Origin of the sequence: Paenibacillus sp. FSL R5-0345 (assembly GCF_000758585.1) — a bacterium.
Classification (GTDB): Bacteria; Bacillota; Bacilli; order Paenibacillales; family Paenibacillaceae; genus Paenibacillus_AQ.
This window is the reverse complement of sequence record NZ_CP009281.1, coordinates 4,923,701-4,943,199: the sequence shown is the minus strand read 5'-3', so window position 1 is coordinate 4,943,199 and position 19,499 is coordinate 4,923,701. Positions and strand designations below refer to the sequence as shown.

General features: G+C 48.6%; 13 protein-coding genes and 2 pseudogenes. 13 read left to right on the top strand and 2 right to left on the bottom strand.

Annotation, left to right across the window (positions count from 1 at the left end; all coding sequences use genetic code 11):
• Window positions 1-74: 74 nt before the first annotated feature.
• The 9 genes and pseudogenes from R50345_RS21895 (at window position 75) to R50345_RS21860 (ending at window position 13,889) form a co-directional block, all read left to right on the top strand.
• Window positions 75-1,526 (top strand): sugar ABC transporter substrate-binding protein, encoded by a 1,452-nt coding sequence (locus R50345_RS21895; protein ID WP_081389716.1) that lies wholly within the window; start codon window positions 75-77, stop codon window positions 1,524-1,526.
• A gap of 774 nt (window positions 1,527-2,300) precedes the next feature.
• Window positions 2,301-3,827, top strand: coding sequence for a hypothetical protein (locus R50345_RS21890; RefSeq protein WP_231573867.1), 1,527 nt, complete (start codon window positions 2,301-2,303; stop codon window positions 3,825-3,827).
• A 22-nt stretch (window positions 3,828-3,849) separates the two neighbouring features.
• On the top strand, window positions 3,850-5,166 hold the full coding sequence (locus R50345_RS21885; RefSeq protein ID WP_052414684.1) for a glycoside hydrolase family 125 protein: 1,317 nt from the start codon (window positions 3,850-3,852) through the stop codon (window positions 5,164-5,166).
• A gap of 14 nt (window positions 5,167-5,180) precedes the next feature.
• Window positions 5,181-8,183 carry an alpha-mannosidase gene (locus tag R50345_RS21880; protein WP_042130086.1) on the top strand — a complete coding sequence of 1,001 codons (3,003 nt, stop codon included), beginning with the start codon at window positions 5,181-5,183 and terminating at the stop codon, window positions 8,181-8,183.
• A gap of 195 nt (window positions 8,184-8,378) precedes the next feature.
• Window positions 8,379-11,537 (top strand): alpha-mannosidase, encoded by a 3,159-nt coding sequence (locus R50345_RS21875; RefSeq protein WP_042130083.1) that lies wholly within the window; start codon window positions 8,379-8,381, stop codon window positions 11,535-11,537.
• 39 nt (window positions 11,538-11,576) lie between these two features.
• On the top strand, window positions 11,577-12,455 hold the full coding sequence (locus R50345_RS21870; RefSeq protein WP_042130081.1) for an ROK family protein: 879 nt from the start codon (window positions 11,577-11,579) through the stop codon (window positions 12,453-12,455).
• Window positions 12,456-12,598: 143 nt separating this feature from the next.
• A pseudogene (locus R50345_RS30930) lies at window positions 12,599-12,887 on the top strand (RNA polymerase subunit sigma-70); the annotation flags it as partial.
• The gene (locus R50345_RS21865; protein ID WP_042130080.1) at window positions 12,865-13,638 is read left to right on the top strand and encodes a glycoside hydrolase family 38 C-terminal domain-containing protein; all 774 of its coding nucleotides are present in this window, start codon (window positions 12,865-12,867) and stop codon (window positions 13,636-13,638) included. The pseudogene R50345_RS30930 and the gene R50345_RS21865, both read left to right, overlap by 23 nt.
• Entirely contained in the window at window positions 13,599-13,889 is a 291-nt protein-coding gene (locus R50345_RS21860) for a substrate-binding domain-containing protein (protein ID WP_081389714.1), read from the top strand. Before R50345_RS21865 ends, R50345_RS21860 begins: the two co-directional genes overlap by 40 nt.
• Window positions 13,890-14,850: 961 nt before the next feature.
• On the opposite strand, the gene R50345_RS21855 is transcribed toward R50345_RS21860, so the two are convergent.
• Window positions 14,851-16,062, bottom strand: coding sequence for an IS4 family transposase (locus R50345_RS21855; RefSeq protein WP_042130076.1), 1,212 nt, complete (start codon window positions 16,060-16,062; stop codon window positions 14,851-14,853).
• Between the two features lie 169 nt (window positions 16,063-16,231).
• Here R50345_RS21855 and R50345_RS21850 point away from each other — a divergent pair, with 169 nt between their 5' ends.
• Entirely contained in the window at window positions 16,232-16,444 is a 213-nt protein-coding gene (locus R50345_RS21850) for a hypothetical protein (protein ID WP_042130074.1), read from the top strand.
• A gap of 636 nt (window positions 16,445-17,080) precedes the next feature.
• Here R50345_RS21850 and R50345_RS21845 read toward each other — a convergent pair.
• The gene (locus tag R50345_RS21845) at window positions 17,081-17,458 is read right to left on the bottom strand and encodes a DNA-directed RNA polymerase subunit alpha C-terminal domain-containing protein (protein ID WP_042130071.1); all 378 of its coding nucleotides are present in this window, start codon (window positions 17,456-17,458) and stop codon (window positions 17,081-17,083) included.
• Window positions 17,459-18,051: 593 nt separating this feature from the next.
• Between R50345_RS21845 and R50345_RS21840 the strand changes: the two genes are divergently transcribed.
• From R50345_RS21840 to R50345_RS32350, 3 genes and pseudogenes are all read left to right on the top strand, one after another.
• Entirely contained in the window at window positions 18,052-18,354 is a 303-nt protein-coding gene (locus R50345_RS21840) for a YolD-like family protein (RefSeq protein ID WP_042130069.1), read from the top strand.
• A gap of 438 nt (window positions 18,355-18,792) precedes the next feature.
• Window positions 18,793-19,262: pseudogene (locus R50345_RS32490) on the top strand (transposase); the annotation flags it as partial.
• Window positions 19,259-19,357 (top strand): AraC family transcriptional regulator, encoded by a 99-nt coding sequence (locus tag R50345_RS32350; RefSeq protein WP_331281376.1) that lies wholly within the window; start codon window positions 19,259-19,261, stop codon window positions 19,355-19,357. The pseudogene R50345_RS32490 and the gene R50345_RS32350, both read left to right, overlap by 4 nt.
• Window positions 19,358-19,499: the final 142 nt, after the last annotated feature.

The window sequence follows — 19,499 nt, the reverse complement described above, 5'->3', positions numbered from 1 at the left end:
TAATTGATATAATTAATATATGTGATATAATGATTTCGTAAGCTGAAGTTACATTCTTAATAGGGGGCTAAAAAATGCGTTTTAAAAAAATGGCTAGCACGGCAATGATTCTCGCTATGGCGACTGGCTTGGCGGCATGCAGCTCAAACAACAACAGTGGACCGGCAGAATCGGGGGCGGCAGCAACGACAGAACCTGCCACCAGCACCAGTGCTCCGGCAAATGTGGAATTGCGTGTGCTGACGGATGGCTCAATTGGTATTGGTGAAGGCGTTGTCAGTGATTTGCTGCCCAAGAAAAAAGAAGCCCTTATAGCGGATGAAACACTCGCGCCACGGGTAACGGAAGCGGATTTCACTTACACCCAGGGCCAAGCGGTCAGCAACCCCAATGTATTCGGTTACTTTTATCAGGACATTATCAATGAAAATTTGAAGGCCGAAAATATTACGGTGTCCGTGGAGGACTGGGGATGGGGAGATACTCTGACCCAGAAAGAAACGGCAGCCTTCCTCGCCGGCAACGTTCCGGATATTATCGTCGGAGAGACGCAAATGCCGGGCTTTGCCCAGCAGGGGCAACTTGAGCCTTTCCCGGATGATATGGCTGCCGAAATTAGAGAAAAGCTGGCTCCGGCGGCATGGAAGCCAATGGAATATGATGGGAAGATCTACGGTCTGGCAGCACAGCCAGGTGTAAGCAGTCTGTTCTGGAACAAGGCGCTTGTAAAAGAGGCGGGTATTGACCCCGACAAGGCACCGGCAACCTGGGATGAATGGCTGGCTGATCTGAAGAAGGTTAATGAAGCAGGAAAAGGTAAATTTTACGGCGGTGGCGTCTATGCAGGGCCAAATGCCGGCGGTTATCTGCGGTATGGACCACTGCTGCTGATCAACAATGGCGGCTTCGCCGATGACCAGGGTCAGCCGGTATTCAACAGCGAAGCTAATGTGAAGACAGTAGAATTTCTTAAAGAACTTAACGCTGTCCATCCAGCAGGGCTGATGGCCAATCAAAGTGAAGGCGCATACTTCGATGCATTCAAGAAAGGGCAAATCGCCTATCTGATTGATGGACCATGGCGCGCAGGAGAAAGTGCGACGCTCGGCATCGATTACGGCATGGCTACTATTCCGCTTTCTGCTGACGGCAAGGCAAGTAACATTACGATCGGCGCGGCCTTCAACTCGGTACCAACAGGGTCAAAGAACAAAGAGGCGGCTTTTGAATACATTCGTCAAATGTACAGTGAAGAAATCCAGAATTTGATTGCCGACACCGGCACCCGGTCCCCAGTGTTGAAATCGGTTGCAGAAACCGATACCTACAAGCAGGACCACCCGGAAATGTATCAGCATTATCTGGCGATGTCCGGTGATGTTCAAGGGCTTCCGACATTTGCGAAAAGCGACGCGCAGGTATGGCAATTCTTCGGAGATGCTGTAACCAAAGCGTTGATGACCGACGGAGATATCAAAGGCATTCTTGATGATGCCCAAGCTAAAGCCGAGAAACTTACGAAATAACTGGAACAGGCATAGCTGAAAAAGGGGCAGTCCAATGCTGCCCCCTTTTTCTATTCACATCAGGTGCTGGGACGGATTGCTAGGACAAAGGAGCTGAGTGGAAGCATGAATGCCAGAGAAAATGAGAGAACCGGTTTTCAGGAAGGCAGCGAATTCAGGGAATCCTATGATTTGCAGACGGATTTCGTCATGGTGTACGGTGTCAATGCGTCGCTGCCGGAGCGGATCAGGGAATGGAAGGATAAAGGGTATCGTGTGCATCTTATGACCGGTGTATCCTGGGGGAGATATGGGGACTATTTAGACGGGCAATTCGATGGACGTTCCCATTGGGATGAAGCACAAAAGTATAGCACGGGCGAGCATATCATCCACGGAACTTCGGCAGATATCCCCTATATGGTGCCGACCATCGCATATTCAAAATATCTGCTGGAGCAGATCCGTCCGGCAGTGGATGCGGGAGTGGAAGCCATCCATTTGGAGGAGCCGGAATTCTGGGTGGAAGGGGGCTACTCCGACGCGTTCAAGCGGGAGTGGCAGAACTATTATAACGAACCTTGGAGTGATCCGGGGCAAACGGCGGATGCGCAGTACCGGGCTTCCAAGCTGAAGGCCTACCTGTATACCCGCTGTCTGGACCACCTGTGCTCGGCACTCAAAGAATATTCGCTGGTCCGCTACGGCCGACCGCTGCGTTTCTACGTACCGACGCACAGTCTGATCAATTACGCACAGTGGCGGATTGTAAGTCCTGAATCAAGACTGCTTGATGTGCCCTCCATCAACGGCTATATCGCTCAAATCTGGACCGGAACCTCTCGTACGCCGAATGTCTATGAGGGTGTGCGTTCCGAACGCACATTTGAGACTGCTTTTCTTGAATACGGCATTATGCAGGAGCTTGTTCGCGGGACAGACCGCCAGATGTGGTTCCTGCATGATCCGATTGAGGATGATCCCAAGCATACCTGGGAGGATTACCGGTTTAATTATATCAAGACACTGACTGCGTCGCTGCTTCATCCGGAAGTGAGCCGCTATGAGGTTGCCCCATGGCCGCGCCGTATTTTTGAAGAGGAATATCCGGCGGAAGACGGTCACGGCAAGGAGCGGATTCCAGCCGATTATGCCACGATGCTGCTTAATGTGATGCATACGCTGGAGCATATGGACCAGCCGGTTATTGCCGAGCCGGGAGGCGGTATCCCGCTTGGTGTTCTGCTCTCCGACTCGGCAATGTATCAGCGGAAGACGCCCGGGGCTGCAACAGCCGGGTTTATGATGAAGTATGACGGAACGAACGAGGTAGAACTGACCGACGAGCATGCGGTACAGCTGCTAAATTTCTCTTCCTTTTACGGCTTGACGCTCCCTCTGGTCAAGCATGGCATTCCCGTGCGGCCGGTTCAACTGGACAACATCAGACGCTCCGCGAATTATCTGGACGATTACCGGGTGCTCATTGTCAGCTACGAGTTCATGAAGCCGGAGAACCCTGACATCCATTATGCACTTGCGCAATGGGTCAGGGACGGGGGAGCGCTCATTTATGTCGGCGATGACAGTGATACGTATCACCAGGTCAGAGAATGGTGGAATCAGGGGAAACGCAGGTATCAATCTCCGCGCGAACACCTGTTTGAGACTCTGGGAGTGGATGCCGGAATGCCCGAAGGCGCAGCGGAGATTGGACGTGGCTTGCTTATGTATTTGCCGGTTCATCCCGAGCGGCTGGCGGAGAGTCCTGAAGGGGCTGAAATGCTACGTAATGTGGTCCAGCAGGCTATCGAGGGTCTAAACGATCCGCTTTTGCGCTGGAGCCCGCGGAATTATTTCATGCTCCGCCGGGGACCGTACGTGATTGCATCCGTCATGCGGGAATCCATTCATTCCGATCCGCTGAAGCTGACGGGCCATTACGTGGATCTTCTTGATCCGCAGCTGTCCATCCGGAATAGGGTCAGCATTGAGCCTGACAAGCAGGCATTCTTATACGATTTGGATTACTCTGCTCCGGGTGGAGGCACAGAACTTTCAGCAGGAATCGAGGTTATCGCCAGTTCGTCCAGAATCGAAAATGTGATCAAGCAACCCGGCGGCGTCCGCTTTACGGTTCGGGGGCCGATCGGGGTACTTGCGGCGGCAAGAATCCGCTGTGCGGCCAAGCCGGCAGAGGTAATCCTGGATACGGATAGCCGTGTAGAGGCGCTTCACTGGGAATGGGATGGGGAATCCCGCACGCTGCTTGTCCGGTATGTTCATCAGCAGGAAGATACATGGATTCAGATTCGGCAATAGCATAATAAAAGAGGCGACGCATTTGAATAAACCAATCATCAATTTCCAGGATTCAGTCAAATGGAAAGAACTTACAGACGCTATAGAACAGGGACAGGGCTATTTTTCCAAGCTGGCTGTGGATAGAAAGAAGCTGGGCACTCTTTTTAACAATTGCTTCATGAGTACTCTTGAGACAACGGTTGAATATCTGGAAGACTGTTCTGTGTTTGTAATCACAGGCGATATTCCAGCGATGTGGCTGAGGGATTCTAGTGCTCAAGTGAAGCATTATATTCCCTTTGTCAGCGAATTGCCCGAACTGCAGGCAGTGATAGAAGGGCTGATCCGCAAGCAAATTTTCTGTATAAACGAAGATCCTTATGCGAATGCCTTCAATAAGGAACCGAATGACCATGGGCATTGGGAGGGGGATTTAACCGAATCCGGCCCCTGGGTGTGGGAACGCAAGTACGAGATTGATTCGCTCTGCTATCCCGTTGAGTTGGCCTACATGTACTGGCGGGAGACGGGGAGCATCGATATTTTTGATGATGCCTTCAAGGAGGCGGTACAGCGCATTATCGATTTGTGGACGGTGGAGCAAAGACATCACGAGCAGTCTCCATACCGTTTTGAGCGATTGAACTGTCCTCCGGGCGATACGCTTAGAAACAACGGCGCCTCGATGCCGGTTAATTATACGGGGATGACCTGGAGCGGCTTCCGCCCAAGTGACGATGCCTGCGTATTCGGTTATTTGATTCCAGCCAATATGTTTGCCTCTGTCGTACTGGGATACGCAGAGGTAATTCTCCACACGGTTTACAACGATGCAGAGACGGCGTGCCGCGCTGCCAAATTGAGAGAAGAAATCGATTATGGTATCAGGACCTACGGCACGGTGATTCATCCTGAATTCGGCGAAATATATGCTTATGAGACCGATGGATTTGGTAACCATCATCTTATAGATGACGCCAATGTACCCAGCTTGCTGTCGATTCCTTATTTAGGCTATGCCGCTGCAGATGATCCTCTGTATATGAATACGAGAAACTTTGTGCTAAGCCGCTCCAATCCGTATTACTTTGAAGGGGAATATGCCCGTGGTGTCGGAAGCCCTCATACTCCGCCGGGATATATCTGGCATATTGGGCTGGCCATGCAGGGGCTGACCTCACTGGATCCTGAGGAGATTGCCGGGATTCTGGTCATGATGACCAACACTGACGGGAATACGGGCTACATGCACGAAGGGTTTAATCCGGATGCTCCGGCTGAATATACACGGCCCTGGTTCGCATGGTCGAACAGTCTGTTTGCCGCATTCATTTATCAACTGCACGGTAAGAATTAGTTAGGAGTGAGAGAATGCCATTCGAAGCAGATCAAGTTAAGCTTAAGAAGATAAAGAGAGTGAAGGAAAAGTTGAACGAGGCGATGTATCATACGGTTGGCCTGCTGGAGGTTGAGGCATGGGTGACCAAGGAGCCTGTGGCCTACACCGAAAAAACGACAGGAAGCTATGTCAAGCTCAGCGCGGGTGAGCGCTGGGGTGAGCTTTGGGATTGCGCGTGGTTCCACTTCGCGGGCGTTGTACCGGCTGAGGCGGCCGGAGCCAGGATTGTGCTGCTCATCGACGTGAACGGCGAGCTGTGTCTGGTAGACGAGTCGGGATCACCGCGCCAGGGATTGACCAATATCAATTCCGAATTCGAGTATGCGCTTGGCCTGCCAGGCAAGCGTGTGGTGGACCTGCTGCCTGAGGCGGCAGGCGGGGAGCGGATTGAGCTGTGGGGAGATGCGGGCTGCAACGACCTGTTCGGCCATTACCGGAGCGGGACGTTGAAGGAAGCGGTGATTGCCGTCTGTCATGACGATATCCGCAGCCTGTATTACGACTTCGAAGTGCTGCTGGAGCTGGCAGAACGGCTGGCGGAGGACAGCGCCCGCAAAGCCCGGATTGTTCAGGCCTTGTACGATGCCTCCAATCATTTATCCACGATCGATGGCCAGCGGGTAAGCCAGGCTGCGGGCATTGTTGCACGGGAGCTTGTCAAGCAAGGCGGCGATCCCGATCTGACTGTCAGCGCCATCGGACATGCACATATGGACCTGGCCTGGCTGTGGCCGATCCGGGAGACCATCCGCAAAGGCGCCCGCACATTCTCGACGGTGCTGCGCAACATGGAAAAATATCCGGAATATATCTTTGGAGCCAGCCAGCCGCAGCTCTATCAGTGGATGAAGGACAGCTATCCTAAGTTGTATCAGGAGATTAAGGAGCGGATTGAGGAAGGGCGCTGGGAGCCGCAGGGCGCGATGTGGGTGGAGCCGGATACCAATATTTCCGGCGGCGAAGCGTTGGTCCGGCAGATTTTGTACGGCAAACGTTTCTTTGAACAGGAATTCGGCCAGGAAATGAAGGTGCTGTGGCTGCCGGACGTCTTCGGCTATACGGGCAGCCTGCCGCAAATTCTGGTGAAGTCCGGCGTCGATTATATGATGACCCAGAAGCTGTCCTGGAGTGAATACAATGACCACCCGCATCACAGCTTCTATTGGGAGGGAATCGACGGAACACGGGTGCTGACGCATCTGCCGCCGGAGGATACCTACAACAGTCCTGCGGCGCCGCGGTCGCTTGTCAAGATTGAGCATGATTATCTGGAGCGGAATGTGTCCAGCCATGCACTGATGCTGTTCGGCATCGGCGACGGTGGCGGCGGGCCCGGAGTGGAGCATCTGGAGCGGCTGGCCCGGGAGCATAATCTTTCCGGTCTGCCGCCGGTGATCCAGGAGTCTTCACTGCTCTTCTTCCAGCGACTGGAGCAGGAAGCCGCCCGCTTCGAGACCTATAAAGGCGAGCTGTATCTGGAGAAGCACCAGGGGACCTTGACGACGCAGGCACGCAATAAATGGTATAACCGCAAGCTGGAAAAGGCGCTGCGGGAGCTTGAATATGCTTCCTCTCTGCTGCATGGCCTGGGAGGCTCTTCCTATCCGGTGACAAAGCTCGAGGAGATTTGGAAAGAAGTGCTGCTGTATCAGTTCCATGACATTTTGCCGGGATCATCCATAACGAGAGTCTATGACGAATCGCTGGAGCGTTACGCCAAGCTGTATGACGAAGTGTATGCCATGATTAGCAAGGCTTATGCGGAGATCGCCGGACTGTCCGGCTGGAGCGGAGAGACGGCCGTATTCAATTCACTGCCTTGGGAGCGGAAAGAATGGGTTCGTGTGGAAGATGAATGGCTCTGGGTAACTGTCCCTGGTATGAGCTATCTGAGACTTGCAGATGCCACCGGAGACAAGGTGATCGAAGGATTGGCGGCGGCGGACGGACTGCTTGCAAATTCACGGTTGACGGTCCGCTTCAGCGAAGCGGGACATATTCTCTCCGTATACGATACAGAACAGAAGAGAGAGGCCGTTTATCCGAACGCGGCAGCGAATGTATTCACGGTCTATGAAGACAACGGGGATGCCTGGGATTTCCCGCATGACTACCGCGAGACGGTCGCCGGAACCCTGAAGCTGACGAACAGCATCTCCCGCATCGATGGCCCGCAGGCTATTATGGAACAGCATTATCAATACGGTGAGTCTACTCTCGTTCAGAAGATTATTCTGGCCGAGGATTCGGACCGGATCGTATTTCAAACCGTTGCAGACTGGAAAGAATCAGATAAAATGCTGCGGGTGTCCTTTCCCGTGAATATTGCCAGTGAACACTTCACCTCAGACATTCAGTTCGGCCGGATTAAGCGGCCTACGACGCGCAACACCATGATCGAGTTCGCTAAGGATGAAGTGGCGGCACATCACTATATCGATTTGTCCCAGCCGGATTATGGAGTAGCGCTGCTGAACGACTCCAAGTACGGGCATAGCGTTCGTGGGCATGTAATGGATCTGAATCTGCTGAGAAGTCCCGCTTCTCCCGATCCGGTCGCGGACCGTGCTGTCCACCAGTTTACGTACGCGCTGTATCCGCATGCCGGAGATTCTGTGCCAGCCGCCGTCTACCGCAAAGGATACGAGCTGAACATACCGCTGACTCTGGCGCAAGGGGATTCAGGGGCGGAGATACGCCGTGAGCCCATTCAGCTCATTCAGATCGGGCATCCTGCTGTCATGCTGGAATCCGTCAAAAAAGCGGAAGACAGTGATTATCTCATTTTCCGCCTGTATGAAACATGCGGAACCCGGGCACGGACAGCGATCAGCCTTGGACTGGATTGCCTGTCCATCGAGGAATGCGATCTGATGGAGCGTCCGATTCGTCTGCTGCAGGAGCATAGCGCAGAGGTCGAGCTGGAATTCACTCCTTTTGAGATAAAAAGCATTCGGGTATTACTAAATAAATGATATGTTGGCACTCTGGTAGCTTCCCTGCAGCAGGTGAGAGACCGCAATTATCCTCTGATCTTTGCGCTTTCCACAATGTCAGTGCTGTCGCCTGTTCTTATTTTCCTATTCCTGCAACGATATATTGTAGAAGGATTTGCGGATGCAGGAATTAAGGGGTAAATAACACGTGCTAATGAAAGGGTGTCAGTCTTTATGTTTTACACATTGGAAAAGCTTCAATTAAGGATTAATGAGCTTTCAGCTTACCGTTATCGTGAGGCTATCCGCTTGGAGGAATGGTTATTTCAAGTGGATGAGGAGAAAGCGGGCGGAGTCCGCTGCGTCCCTGATTTGCAAGGGAATACCAAGGTAAACACGGGAGACCGCTGGAAGGGACGAGATGTGTATGTCTGGCTCTCCCAAAAAATATCCATTCCTGCAGAGTGGAAAGAGCGCCGGATTGTCGGTATCTTCGACTTTGGGAAGACGGGCGGCGGCAACAATTCCGGATTCGAGTCTTTATTGTATCTGGAGGGAGAACCGTTTCAGGGGGTTGACTCCAACCATCAGGAGGTGTTTCTACCAGCCGAATATACGGGAAGAGAGGTAGCCCTTGATTTCCGGTTATGGTCCGGGCTGGAGGGAGGCGGGAAACCAGCCGAACAGGAGCATCAGTTAAAGCGTGCTGAACTGGCTTGGCTTGATGGGGCAGCAGATGATTTGTACTATAATGGACGCGCTATACTTGACACTGTCAAGTTGTTGCCGGAGGACCGGCCAGAGAAGCACCAACTCCTGAAAACGCTGGATTCTGCCTATCTGCGAATCGATTGGTCCCGGCCGGGTTCGGAGAGCTTCTACACCTCTGTTGGAGAAGCAGCACAGGAGCTTGCGGATCGTCTGGCGGGTATGAGGCAAGTATCAGAAATTACTGTGACAGCCATCGGGCATACCCACATAGATGTAGCCTGGCTGTGGCGCCTGACGCATACGAGAGAGAAGGCAGCCCGCTCCTTCTCTACTGTCTTACAACTGATGGAGCAGTTTCCCGAGTATGTATTTCTGCAAACTCAGCCGCAGCTGTATGCTTATATCAAAGCGGATTATCCGGAAATCTATGAGAAGATCAAGGCGCGGGTGAAGGAAGGCCGCTGGGAGGCCGGCGGCGCGATGTGGCTGGAGGCTGATTGCAACCTGACCAGCGGAGAGTCGCTTGTCCGGCAGATTCTTTATGGGACAAAGTTTTTCCGCGAGGAGTTTGGTGCGGATTGCCGGTACTTATGGCTGCCCGATGTATTCGGGTACAGCTGGGCCTTGCCACAGATTCTCAAAAAATCGGGCATTGATACCTTTATGACTACCAAGATCAGCTGGAATCAATATAACCGGATGCCGCATGACACCTTTAAATGGCGCGGAATTGACGGTTCTGAAGTGCTGACGCATTTTGTCACAGCACCGGAGACTGCCGAGCCTAAGGGATGGTTCTATACATACAATGGTGTGATAGAGCCTTTTTCAGTAAAAGGTATCTGGGAGCAGTATCGCGACAAGTCACTCAATCAGCAATTGCTGTTGTCCTACGGCTACGGCGATGGAGGCGGCGGAGTGAACCGGGAGATGCTGGAGATGCGGCGGCGGATGGAGAATATGCCCGGTCTGCCGAATGTCGTAACCGGCAGGGCGGATGAATATTTTGAACGCTTGCAGCAAACGGTAAAAACAACGGATGAGTACATTCATACCTGGGATGGTGAGCTCTACCTGGAATATCATCGGGGAACCTACACGAGCCAGGCCTATAATAAACGGATGAATCGCAAGCTGGAGCTGTTGTACCGGGAAGCGGAATGGCTTCAGACGCTGAATGCTGTCGAGCGTGGAAGCTGGGAGGCTTATCCACAAGCCAAACTGCTTGAGGGCTGGCAGACGATTTTGCGCAATCAATTCCATGATATTATTCCAGGTTCATCCATAGGCGAGGTCTATGAGGACTCACGCGTGGAGTATGCAGAGGCAGAGCTTATCGGGGAGGAGGCGAGAACTTCGGCGGCTGAGAGCCAAACGCTCGATGCTTCAGCTTCTTCGGCAAAGGCCGCTGTAGAGATATTTAACAGCGCGTCATTCGTGCGCACAGATACAGTTACTATTTCGCTTGAGCCAGGTATGGAAGAAGGAGTATGGCAGGATGCGGCGGGAAAATTACTGCAGGCCCAGCGCGAGGACGAAGCATGGAAAGTGCGCGTAGAGAAGCTCCCTGCACTTGGCAAGCAGACTATTTGGTTTACGCCGCAAAGTGTGAAGCAGCGTGAGGAAGGGGCGGGCCCATTTAACCTGAGAGATTCCTGTCTGGTTACACCTTATTATGTCCTCGAATGGAACGAAGCTGGGCAGCTTACGTCTATTTATGATCGTGATGCGGAGCGGGAGGTTCTGGCTGAAGGGAAATGCGGCAATATTCTGCAGGTGTTTGAGGATAAGCCAATGGCGCATGATGCCTGGGATATAGATATTTATTATCAGGAGAAAGTCCGTGAGATCAGGGATTTGCAATCTGTGGAAATGCTGGTTAACGGCCCGCTTCTCTCTACGGTCCGCTTTAAATGGAACTACATGAATTCTGTCATCGTGCAGGACATGACTGTCTATGACACTAATCGCCGCATCGATTTCGCGACATTTATTGACTGGCAGGAGCGCCAGCAATTGCTGAAGACGGCCTTCCCTGTCGCTGTGCGCGCAACGGAAGCAACCTATGATATCCAGTTCGGCAATGTGAAACGGCCGACGCACTGGAATACTGGCTGGGATATGGCCAGATTTGAATCGGTAGGTCATCAATGGGTCGATTTGTCAGAGCGATCCTACGGGGTCAGTCTGCTGAATGACTGCAAGTACGGCCATGACATTAAGGACAACGTAATCCGGCTGTCTCTGCTCAAATCGGCAATCCATCCAGATCCGAACGCAGATCAAGGAGAGCATCATTTTACGTACTCGCTGCTGCCCCATAACGGAGACTGGGTGGAAGCGCGGACTGCGGAAGAAGCTTGGATGCTGAATAATCCGTTATTTTCCTATTTTGGCAGTGCTGCAAATACGGGCAAATCACTTTTCCATACCCAGGCCAAGGGGGTTGCTGTCGATACGGTCAAAAAGGCGGAAGATGGAAAAGGTGTGATCATCCGCCTACATGAATATGCCGGCTCCCGCAGCCAGGTCGAGGTATCCAGCGATTATCTGATCAAGGGCTGGGAAGAATGTGACCTGCTGGAACGCGGACAGGGAGGCAAGCAGAACTCGTCTACCATTGCATTCCGGTTAAATCCCTATGAGATTAAAACTTTTATTGTTGATTTTGCTATTCAGTAGCCTGCAACATAACATGGGAATCGAGAAGGGGCAGGACTAATGAAACTATTAGGTGGAATCGAAGCAGGAGGAACTAAATTCGTATGCGGGATCGGTTATGAGGATGGGAAAATTATTGATCGAACCAGTTTCCCGACTACTACACCCGAAGAAACCATGACTCAAGTTTTTCAATATTTTGAAGGAAAGTCAATTGAGGCTATTGGAATCGGTTCTTTCGGACCGATTGATCCCATTGCCTCCAGTTCCGGATATGGCTTTATTACAACGACGCCCAAGCCGCATTGGGGCCAGTACAATATAGTGGGAGCCATTCAGGAACGTTTGGCTCTACCGATTGCTTTTGATACTGATGTTAATGGAGCAGCGCTGGCGGAATACAAATGGGGTGCTGCGAAAGGATTAGACAGTTGCCTATATATAACGATAGGGACAGGGATTGGTGCTGGCGCGGTGGTGGGGGGAGAAATCGTTCATGGACTTTCTCATCCTGAAATGGGACATATTTATGTTCGGCGGTTGTCAGATGATACGTTCAAAGGTTGTTGTCCATACCATGGAGACTGTCTCGAAGGTATGGCGTCTGGACCAGCGATCGGCGCACGATGGCGAAAATCCGCTGTAGAGCTTGGCAAAGACCATCCCGCATGGGCTATGGAGGCTCATTATTTAGCCCACGCTTTAATGAATTATGTGCTGATTTTAGCTCCCCATAAAATCATAATGGGTGGCGGGGTTATGAAGCAAGGCCAGCTCTTCCCTCTTATTCGCAATAAACTGCATGAGTTGCTTAACGGCTATATAGCGCACCCTTTATTAAACAATGAAATTCACAATTATGTTGTTCCTCCCAATTTAGGTGATAATGCGGGGCTGGCAGGAGCGATTGCATTAGCCTCAAATTGTTGTGATGATTAGAAAAAAAGGCTCAAAAAATGTATTTTCGCCGGAAATACTAAAAAATCTGCTCTATGTTAGGATGAATTCTGTAAGCCATAAGCTATAAAAGTGTTTATAAATCTGTGTTCTTTAGTATTTGGGGGAGGCAGATTCGGCACATAGGGACGACGTTGGCTACTTTTGCAGCACGATGCATTGAAAATGAAATCCTAATGCACCTTCGGTCTGAAAAAGACTCGAAAGGACGTATCCCTTCACGATCCGATTGGAACATACAAGGAAGGTAACGAGATCACGCTGATTGATATTCTCGGCTCTGAAGCCGATGACGTAATTAAGGAAGTCGATCTTAAGATTGAGAAGAGCAAGATATACCGTAACCTAGATATTCTGGATGAACGGGAGAAGGAAGTCGTTGTAGGACGCTTTGGCGGAGAAGAAGAGAGAAGCCATTTATCCGAACGCGACAGCAAATGTATTCACAGTCTATGAAGACAACGGGGATGTCTGGGATTTCCCGCATGACTACCGCGAAACGGTTGCCGGAACTCTGAAGCTGATGAGCAGCATCTTCCGTATCAATGGTCCGCAGGCCATTATGGAACAGCATTATCAATACGGTGAGTCTACCCTCGTTCAGAAGATTATCCTATCCGAGGATTCGGACCGGATCGAGTTTCAAACCGTTGCGGACTGGAATGAATCAGACAAAATGCTGCGGGTGTCCTTTCCCGTAAACATTGCCAGTGAACACTTCACCTCCGACATTCAGTTCGGCCGGATCGAGCAGCCCGCGACGCGCAACAGCATGATCGAGTTCGCGAAGGATGAAGTGGCGGCACATCACTATATCGATTTGTCCCAGCCGGATTATGGAGTGGCGCTGCTGAACGACTCCAAATACGGGCATAGCGTTCGAGGACATGTAATGGATCTGAATTTGCTGAGAAGTCCCGCTTCTCCCGATCCGGTCGCGGACCGTGCTGTCCACCGGTTTACGTACGCGTTGTATCCGCATGCCGGAGATTCTGTGCCGGCCGCCGTCTACCGCAAGGGTTATGAGTTGAACATATCGCTGACTCTGGCGCAAGGGGGTTCAGGGGCGGAGATACGCCGTGAGCCCATTCAGCTCTACTCCGTCTTGATAATCAGCCAACAGCCATTGTTGCCGTTAATGACAAAACGGCGATTCAGCTTATGAAAGCCGCGAATTTGGCCGGAGTCGGGGTTCCCGGGAAGCTGTCGATTGCGGGCTTCGATAATTTGCAAGCCGGGGAGGTCTTCGACATTCCACTTACAACTATACAGCAGAACTTTTATGAGATGGGGGCTTCCGCTGCCCAATTAGTTTTAGAGATGATTTCGAAAAAAGAGAACGGGAATTTTGCTGTGCCAAAACTAATACAGGATACAAAACTGATCGTTCGCCAATCAACAAGTGCACCGCAGTAGATAAAACTATACTTAAAGATATTGCTATTTCTTCTCCATGCAGCAATAAATGAACCTTTCTGTGTTTGGTTTGAAGAAACGGTCAAAGGATTGCAATTATGATCATTCAAATCGATTAAGGCACTTACACCGATAATACGAAAAGTCAAACCTGTATGGTGTACTTAATTTAATAAAAAACAATGACTTTTCTGGTAAGAAAAAGTCATTCAGATTGTCGAGAAACCCAGATTATTTAAGACACTGGGTTTCTTTTGCGTTTCAAAGACGATCTGCAAGGAATGAGTTCTCAGGTGAAAAAATCCATTAGTAACTAGATCCTCCGGAGATTCATACATATTATTTTTGATCCACTGGACTAAAACCCCGATAGAAGATCCTACATTTGCTGCTAAAATATACGCTACATACCTTACAGGTATCTCATCTAAAATATATGTATGGTCACCATCATAATAATATTTTTACAATATCGGCATAAGCGTCGGTTAAAAGGTCAATTCTATTAACCTTGATTAACAATTCAATTATAGTGAGTTCATAGACCAGTACAAAAAAAGGGTTGAGGCTGGCTCGGGTGGCAATCCGTTTTTATTTTGATACTCAAAGAGGAATTCTTTTAATTCTATACATTTCTGGTTGATAACGGTCTCGTACATCACCTCTTGCACTTTCAATATTTCAAAATCCGGCCGCTATGGCCGTCCATGTAGCGAATCCCCTTGTCAAAGTAGTCGAACATCTGCTGAGGCCGTTAATATCTGTGGTTTTTTCGGGAATGGGGGATTCTCTTGTGGCTAGTTGCAGTACACTTGCAAGAAACCTAACATTAGATCAACGGAAGATATCGGAGGGTGAACAGACTCGATTTTATCTAAAAAAGGCCGCACGAAATCTACACCAGCCACAGCACATTTTTTTAAATGGATTTGGAATAGCTTATTCACTTAAAAAACAACGACTATTCGCTTGGCTTTGGCACGAGTGGGTGTTTCCGGGGGCGACCGATCTTTGGCTTTTTTCGCCTGCCCTTACTCGTGCGGGTCTTTTTCCCTTCTAAGGCTTCCCGAAAGTCACAAGGTTCGGCATCGGCGTACAAACGGAATAGCTGTAAGACCCGCTGAATTGTTTGTTCGGGAGCCCCAATCACTCGTATCCATTCCATAAACGCATAAGCAATCAGGCTAAGCAGGACTTGACGCGTCACGCCTTCTGCTTGATTGGTGTACAAATGCGCCCCATTCATTCGGTGCTTAAAGGTCTTGAAAAACGTCTCGATTTGCCAGCGAAGCTTATAAATCTGTGCAATTACTGGTGCCTCCACATCCCACCGGTTCGTGAGTACAACGCTGAGACACTCCTTTCCCTTCCGGTTCACATACGGATAGGTTACTCGCCGCATTCGATGGGGTTCCCCCTTCGAGCTTGGGACCAGCACCTCAGCGTCTTCCACAATCCCACACTCTGGAGGGAGTGGCCGCAGGCGCGTCACCGTCAGTCGGTTGTTCTGTTTTATCCGAACGGCAAACCGAAGGCCCGCCTGGTCCCATTCACAAAACTGGTGGTATCCGGGATAGCCGCGATCCATGACATACGTAGAGTTCTCCCGATCGGGTTGAAGCAGCCGATCGAGCACTTCCGGATCGTGATCCGCGACGCCGGCCGTCGAGAACACCGCTCGTCCAGGGTGCACATTCTGCTCATTGTAGACATGCAACCCAAGATGAAGCTTGACCTTAACCTGCCCCTTTTGGGTAAACGCCCAGTGCTCCCCGTGAGCCGTAAGCGAAAGTTGAGTGGGGTCGATGACGCGTAACGCCCCGATGTCCGGAAAACGATCTTGCTTAAGCTGACACTGAATCAGCGCCTCCATCAGGTCGGTATAGAACTCTTGAAGGAGAAAAAGAGGGATGCGCTGAAGCCGTCGGTTGAGCGCCGAGTCACTAATGGAAGAGAAGCCCACGATCTGCTGTAACCATTTTGCTTTACGAAAGTAGGCAGAAAACTCAGACAAAGACGGTTGATTTTGGAGCAAGGCGAAAAGAAACAAGAAAATGGTTCGGTACGTTGTTAATTTGGGGACACGATGGTCGTGCACCGGATGCCTTTTGTCCACCGGAATCCAATTTAAAAGTTGACCAGCCACGGTCTTGAAATTTATAATTTGATTCAAGGTTCCTCCTATTTCATGTTGTGGCTGTGGTAACTACAACTTTAGGGGGAACCGATTTTTTTTGAAGGGTTATTTTTCCATATCTACTCATGTCAGGTTTGGTGCAAGTGTACTGGGCTAGTTGATATATATATCGATTTCGCTCGCGCTGTGCGAGCCTATCTCCATTATGGGCTTTCAGCACCTTTTCAAACAGCTAGGATGGCAGTGGCTTATCGGTGAAAGGGAACTGCTTACCGAAAGTATACAGAGCGCGATAAGCCGTATTTTGGCCCCAGAAATTGACGTAAAGCAGTCAGTTTTCGGTTTCTGCAATGCGTTTAATCCAGTTCAGGACAACGAGCGTAATTTCTTCCGCCGTGCTGGAGAAATTTATCCGTGAATATTTGGAGATGAGCAGGGAACCGTTGTTGGCCGGACTGGATTTCTTTGAGGAGGTGTTGGCCCTTCGGTAGCCTACGCTCCTCCGCATACGGCGATCCGCAACGCTTTGTACACGAAAGGGAGGCTTTTTTCGGAAATACCGGTTTATTAACGGCGTTAGCATCGATGGTCCCCGCGACTTCCATGATGCGCACAGGTGGATTCACGCGGTCTGGGAGTCCAAGTGAATAAGGGCAAAAACCGCATACGGTGGTACAGGGTTGAGTTCAACATCCTTATAGTGCTTCACTGGGGGGACTTTATCAAGGCCAGGGAACTAGTCAATTCTATAAGCGGAGAGGTAACAGCCAGTCGCGGACCTTGTCCGCTTCTTTGATAAGAATACACTAACTGTGTATAACGCTCCAGATGTAGCACTATGCTGGCGCTGGAGCAGAATGGGAATGACTATCCCTGCGACTGCTATATTCATGATGCATGGAAACTCGCAATGTGGCCAAACACAGGTCTATGGAGTTGTGCCGCTTCCCCTCTTTTTGCTCATTTCAAAGTGGTGTAATGACCGATGCTCATCGTTTTTGATACTTAGACCAGTAATGTTACCACCGACCCTAAGTTTTACGGGTTAATTTTTTTAAATATTAATACCTAACTCAAGGAGCTGCTCTTTAATGAGAGGCTCCTGTATTATCAGTTCTATTTCATCTCGTAATCCTTGTTCAAGAGTCTTCGTTTCCAGAATCAACTCAGGTTTATGAGAAATAGTTTCTAGTAAATTTAATAATATAAGCAGCCCTTTTTTTCCGAAATTCCGATTTTGAGTTAGTTCCTTCATGGTACTGTTAACTACATCATCAATTGTCATATATTCGTTTTCCAAGAGTGAATTAAGAATTCTGGAAATGCCTTTATTGGACGTATTTGAGGAAGCGATTCGCAAAAAATGGATAGGAAAAGAATAGAAGACTTTAGGGACTGGAAAAAGAAATTTTAAGGATACATTCTGGTTCATCTATTTCCTCCATTCTAAAGTTGTCCGTACTAATTGGTATATTAGACTTATTAAGTATCTATAGTTTAAACCTTATGATTAGTATTTAATCGTTAATTATGGTAGTAAATATTACGAATTAAAGACGGAGAATGAATTAATGACTCACTTGACAATTTAGTACTGTAGGCAAAAATCAGATAGAATGGAACAACTCGTACACAAATTCATTAACAAATTAGGTAGATAAATGAGAGGGTAAGCATAAACTATAAATTTGAATTAACACTATTTTGTTAGATGTGGATTGAATCATCCCGAAATCTAAGCTGTCAGTCTTAAGAAGGAAGTACAATGTTTAAAGATTGTAGATCGGGTAAAGTAAAGACTGTACACTCTTTGTTGAGTTTGCAGTCTTTGTTTTGTCTTATTAAAGATTAATTTAATTATCTCTCATACTATTAAGTTGATTATTGCTAAGAGATGTTCACTTATATATAATACAAACAAATATTCTTTAGTGAGTTCATAATAATTAATGATAGTCCTCTACATATTCTTGTTCATAGATATGTTTTGCTGGACTTCTGTATAAATTATCAGGAGGACAATAAATGATAAGAAAAGTAGATAAAAATTTATTAAAGAAAGTAAAATGTCAAGTTGGTAATAAAAGTATTGTAGTACGATCAAAACCACAACTTTCTGTGGTTGAATTACAAGTAATTATTTGCGCTATAAATAAATCTATTGAAGATCATAGCCCCTTATGGTTAAAAGTATTTTATACAAATTATGATAGAGTGCTACACGGTATTGTAATGACTGCTGATTATCAACTGCAACAAATTGAATTTAGAAATATTAGGGATCAATCAGAATGGGTGAAAATAGAAAATATCTTAAATATTATTTGAACAGCAGTTAGAGGATATGTGGTCAATTTAAGGGATTAAAGGAAGGGTAATGGCGGTTAATGGATCAAAAGATAGATCATTGAAATTTGTCAAGGATAAAGAAAGTAATCAAAAATATATTAATCTGGAGTATGAGGAACTAGTTGCGCATTTCAGGTCGAATTAATGTATGAAAATAGTTAACATTTGGAGAAGAGTTATGAGTTTGCTAAAGGTTATATTTCACATGATGAATTATTTAGTTCCAAAGGGTTAACGAGTGTAGTTGAGAAGAAAATAAAGAAATTGATATCTAACGTTATAATAATTTTTAAGCTGAGTATTTTGCACTAAGTCCTTGTTACACAACGGTTTTTCGAGCATAAAAAAAGGATTTCACCCCAACTTGGAGAAGTTTTTTGGTAACGACACCAAAACACTCAGAGGAGGAAGTCCCCTTTGTATATTCTCCAAGAAAGTCTCTTTTCCTTTGATGAGCTTCAAATAAAAGGATCGAAAGAGCGATTGCCCTCTTGTTCAGCGGACTGGACTTACGGTCGTATGCGAGACAATTGAGTAATCCTTCACCGCGCAGACTAGAGTTTGACCTTCGCTTACATTACCAATGTGAACTTCGGCTGGACATGCCCGCTCCTTCGATTTCTACGTTAAGCAGTATTTGCCGAGCGACTCGCAAAAAACTTGTCATGCAGTTGTTTGAGGATCTTGTCTCTCAGTGACAAGAAGCAGGAATCGTGGTCGGAATTCATGTCGCAATCGAAAGCGCAGCCATTCACGCCTACGAGAAAAAAACCTATGCGAAAAAGCGAACTCACCGGCAATGCCAACTGGGGAGTTAAACTCGATACGTTTGGCAACAAAGTCAAGTGGTTGGCTATAAGCTGCATCCGGCCATCGATACGATATCGCCCAAAGAGTCGGCTACGAAAGCACGTCTTATTTTATTTCCCTATTTCTAAAGAACCAAGGCGTTACCCCTAACGAGTATAGGAAGAGTCTGTGAGTGCGCCAGCACTTCAGTACGGTAATATGAAATAAAAGTCACTTTCCCTTACGAATAATAAACTTGCGATATGGATATTCGCCCCTCTGCTTTTTACAATTAGGCATGTAATATAACTCAGCACATGTGAGGGGCTTCATCC

What these genes read in the sequence shown, in the direction of transcription:
- R50345_RS21895 (WP_081389716.1), top strand. Translation starts at nt 75, where the DNA reads ATGCGTTTTAAAAAAATGGCTAGCACGGCAATGATTCTCGCTATGGCG.
- R50345_RS21880 (WP_042130086.1), top strand. Translation starts at nt 5,181, where the DNA reads ATGCCATTCGAAGCAGATCAAGTTAAGCTTAAGAAGATAAAGAGAGTG.
- R50345_RS21875 (WP_042130083.1), top strand. Translation starts at nt 8,379, where the DNA reads ATGTTTTACACATTGGAAAAGCTTCAATTAAGGATTAATGAGCTTTCA.
- R50345_RS21870 (WP_042130081.1), top strand. Translation starts at nt 11,577, where the DNA reads ATGAAACTATTAGGTGGAATCGAAGCAGGAGGAACTAAATTCGTATGC.
- R50345_RS21850 (WP_042130074.1), top strand. Translation starts at nt 16,232, where the DNA reads ATGGGCTTTCAGCACCTTTTCAAACAGCTAGGATGGCAGTGGCTTATC.
- R50345_RS21845 (WP_042130071.1), bottom strand. Translation starts at nt 17,458, where the DNA reads ATGAACCAGAATGTATCCTTAAAATTTCTTTTTCCAGTCCCTAAAGTC.
- R50345_RS21840 (WP_042130069.1), top strand. Translation starts at nt 18,052, where the DNA reads ATGATAAGAAAAGTAGATAAAAATTTATTAAAGAAAGTAAAATGTCAA.